Origin of the sequence: Vibrio sp. 10N.222.48.A3, assembly GCF_041475345.1 — a bacterium.
Taxonomy (GTDB): Bacteria; Pseudomonadota; Gammaproteobacteria; order Enterobacterales; family Vibrionaceae; genus Vibrio; species Vibrio tasmaniensis_A.
In genome coordinates this window covers 1-3179 of the sequence record NZ_JBFRVX010001037.1, presented here as the reverse complement: position 1 = coordinate 3179, position 3179 = coordinate 1, and the positions used below count along the sequence as shown (strand labels likewise).

The 3179-nt window shown below is 47.3% G+C and carries 3 protein-coding genes; 1 reads left to right on the top strand and 2 read right to left on the bottom strand.

Features of this window, described 5'->3' with window-relative positions:
• The coding region (locus AB4653_RS23375; RefSeq protein ID WP_372105438.1) for a DapH/DapD/GlmU-related protein at positions 1–333 on the top strand (333 nt) is incomplete at its 5' end.
• A gap of 98 nt (positions 334–431) precedes the next feature.
• Here the strand turns inward: AB4653_RS23375 and AB4653_RS23370 are convergent.
• Together AB4653_RS23370 and purL are read right to left on the bottom strand one after the other, a co-directional pair.
• Positions 432–965, bottom strand: coding sequence for a DUF3332 domain-containing protein (locus tag AB4653_RS23370; protein ID WP_009848345.1), 534 nt, complete (start codon positions 963–965; stop codon positions 432–434).
• Positions 966–1217: 252 nt separating this feature from the next.
• A partial coding sequence (gene purL / locus AB4653_RS23365; RefSeq protein ID WP_372105437.1) for a phosphoribosylformylglycinamidine synthase occupies positions 1218–3179 on the bottom strand: 1962 nt, incomplete at its 5' end.

The following is a 3179-nucleotide window of genomic DNA, read 5'->3' as shown; positions in this document are numbered from 1 at the left end:
GATATCGGCGGCGGCGCTTCTATCATGGGTACTCTGTCGGGTGGCGGTACTATGGTTATCTCTATCGGCGAAAACTGCCTACTAGGCGCAAATGCGGGTCTTGGTTTCCCAATGGGCGACCGTTGTACGGTTGAGTCAGGTCTTTACGTGACTGCGGGTACTAAGGTTCGCATGTTAGATAAAGAAGGCAACGAAGTAGAAATCATTAAAGCTCGTGACCTTGCTGGCGTTTCTGATCTTCTGTTCCGTCGTAACTCGATTACTGGCCAAATTGAATGTCTAGCGAACAAGTCAGCTGTTGAACTGAACAGCGAGCTACACAGCAACAACTAATCTACGCACTAGATGCTAAATTACTAGATACTAAAAAACACGAAGCCGCTGGAGGTAAATCCAGCGGCTTTTCTTTTATCTATATAAAACGGAAAGCGTTACACTTTCTCGGCAGCTAACTGCTCAAGCGCTTGAATAGAGGTTTCTGATACTAACGTACCATCCATGTAGTAACTGACCTTGTCGCCATCACGAACCCCCGTCAAAACGGCTTTCTGACCATCATTGTAGGTGATGTCCATACGAATCGTATTCTCATCGATTTGTTTCATCTCACCCCATTCGATCTGACGATTATTAAAGCCAAGTGGTGCATCTTTCAGTGAATCATCGAGGCTGTCGTTCACATCAATCATGGTATCGACTTTACTATCGAAGATATGAGGCGCGCCTGTGAGTGGGTTTTTCCCCGCCCAGAATTCGATCGAGTTAAACACGATGTAATCGGCTGCGAATGTTAAAGCGTAAACGGGAGCAAGCAAGAAGTTGACCCCAGCACGAGCGTAACGGTTATCTACAACCTCAACGTTGAACTTCATTAATTTCCCAGTAACGGCATTACTACCGACACACCCAGCTAACGACATGACAATCGCTGCCACTGCAACTGCTTTTGTGATTGTTGTTTTCATAGATCCCTCTTATGCCACGATGATTGATTCGGTTTTTGCATAGCCAAACAGCAGTCTTCCTGTTCACGTACAGAAATTCATGGCCTAACAAATTGATTCCATAACATTTAGCGTAGTGGAGTTTTTTAGAACAGCAAACTGCAAACGTTAATTGTTTCGCTCTGGTTCCTAAAGAGTTGCCAATAAAAAAGCGCAGACCTTTCAGTCTGCGCTTTTATTAGTTTTTAAAACTATTCGGTTTTGTGAACCAGATTAACCCACATTCTTACGTGCGTTTTGGAACATACGCATCCAAGCGCCATTCTCGCCCCAACCTTCTGGAGACCAAGAGTTAGCAACCGTACGGAATACACGCTCTGGGTGAGGCATCATGATAGTCACACGGCCATCCGTCGTTGTTAAACCAGTGATAGCATTTGGCGAACCGTTCGGGTTGTTCGGGTATTGCTGCGTTTGGTTACCGTTGTTGTCAACGTAACGTAGGGCAACTGTACCTGAGTTTTCAATCGCGTTTAGGTGGTCGTTGTCACGCACTTCTACGCGACCTTCACCGTGAGAAACAGCGATTGGCATACGAGAGCCTTCCATGCCATTGAAGAATACAGAATCAGACTTCTGAACTTCAACTAGGCTGAAACGTGCTTCAAAACGCTCAGATTCGTTGCGAACGAAACGTGGCCAGTACTCAGCACCAGGGATTAGCTCGCGCAGGTTAGACAGCATCTGACAACCGTTACACACACCTAGAGAGAAGGTATCTTCACGCTTGAAGAAGTTTTCAAACTGGTCACGCGTAGAGTCGTTAAACAGAACCGACTTAGCCCAACCTTCACCAGCGCCTAGTACGTCACCGTAAGAGAAACCACCACAAGCCACAAGGCCGTTGTACTCTTCCAGTACCGCTTGACCCGTTAGGATGTCGCTCATGTGAATATCAGTTGCTTCGAAGCCTGCACGGTCAAATGCGGCTGCCATTTCAACGTGAGAGTTAACACCCTGCTCACGTAGAATCGCCATTTTAGGCTTAGCGCCCGTGTTGATGTAAGGAGCAGCAATGTCTTCATTTACGTCAAAGCTTAGTTTCACGTTCAGACCTGGGTCTGAGTTGTCTTTCTTAGCTTCGTGCTCTTGGTCTGCACAGATTGGGTTATCACGTAGACCTTGCATCTTGTGCGTAGTTTCAGCCCAGATAGTACGTAGTTCAGTACGGTTACGTTGGATTACAACGTCTGCGCCCGACTTAATCACTACTTCGTCTGATGCTTCAACAGAACCAATTACGTGTGAACACGCTTCTAGGCCGTTTGCAGCAAGTGTAGAAAGTACTGCGTCTAGGTCATCGTTACGAACTTGGATTACCGCACCTAGCTCTTCGTTGAATAGTGCTGCTAGCGTATCTTCGCTGTTCTCTGATGCAGATAAAAGCGCTGCAATATCAGCGTTAACACCACAGTGACCTGCGAACGCCATTTCAGCTAGCGTTACGAATAGACCGCCATCGCCTTTATCGTGGTAAGCGACAACTTGGTCGTTCGCTACAAGTGCTTGAACGCCTTCGTAGAAACCTTTTAGTTGTGCTGCATTGTCTACGTCTGCTGGCTTGTCACCAAGCTGCTTGTAAACTTGCGCTAGTGCTGTAGCACCCATACGGTTTTTGCCGTTACCTAGGTCGATAAGAACTAGTGAAGTATCACCTTTGTCAGTGCGAAGCTGAGGCGTAATTGTCTTACGAACATCTTCAACACGTGCAAATGCAGTGATAACAAGAGATAGCGGAGACGTTACTTCTTTCTGCTCGCCGTTCTCTTCCCACTTAGTCTTCATCGACATTGAGTCTTTACCCACAGGGATAGTAAGACCCAGTGCCGGACATAGCTCTTCACCCACGGCTTTAACCGCTTCGTAAAGACCTGCATCTTCACCAGGGTGACCTGCTGGAGACATCCAGTTAGCTGACAATTTAATGTGTTTGATATCGCCGATGTTGGTCGCTGCGATGTTAGTGATTGCTTCACCAACCGCTAGACGAGCTGACGCGCCAAAGTCTAGAAGTGCTACTGGCGTACGCTCACCAAGAGACATCGCCTCACCGTGGTAAGAGTCGTAACTTGCTGCAGTTACTGCGCAGTTAGCAACTGGAACCTGCCATGGGCCAACCATTTGGTCACGAGCTACAAGGCCTGTTACCGAGCGGTCACCGATGGTGATAAGGAA

What these genes read in the sequence shown, in the direction of transcription:
- AB4653_RS23370 (WP_009848345.1), bottom strand. Translation starts at nt 965, where the DNA reads ATGAAAACAACAATCACAAAAGCAGTTGCAGTGGCAGCGATTGTCATG.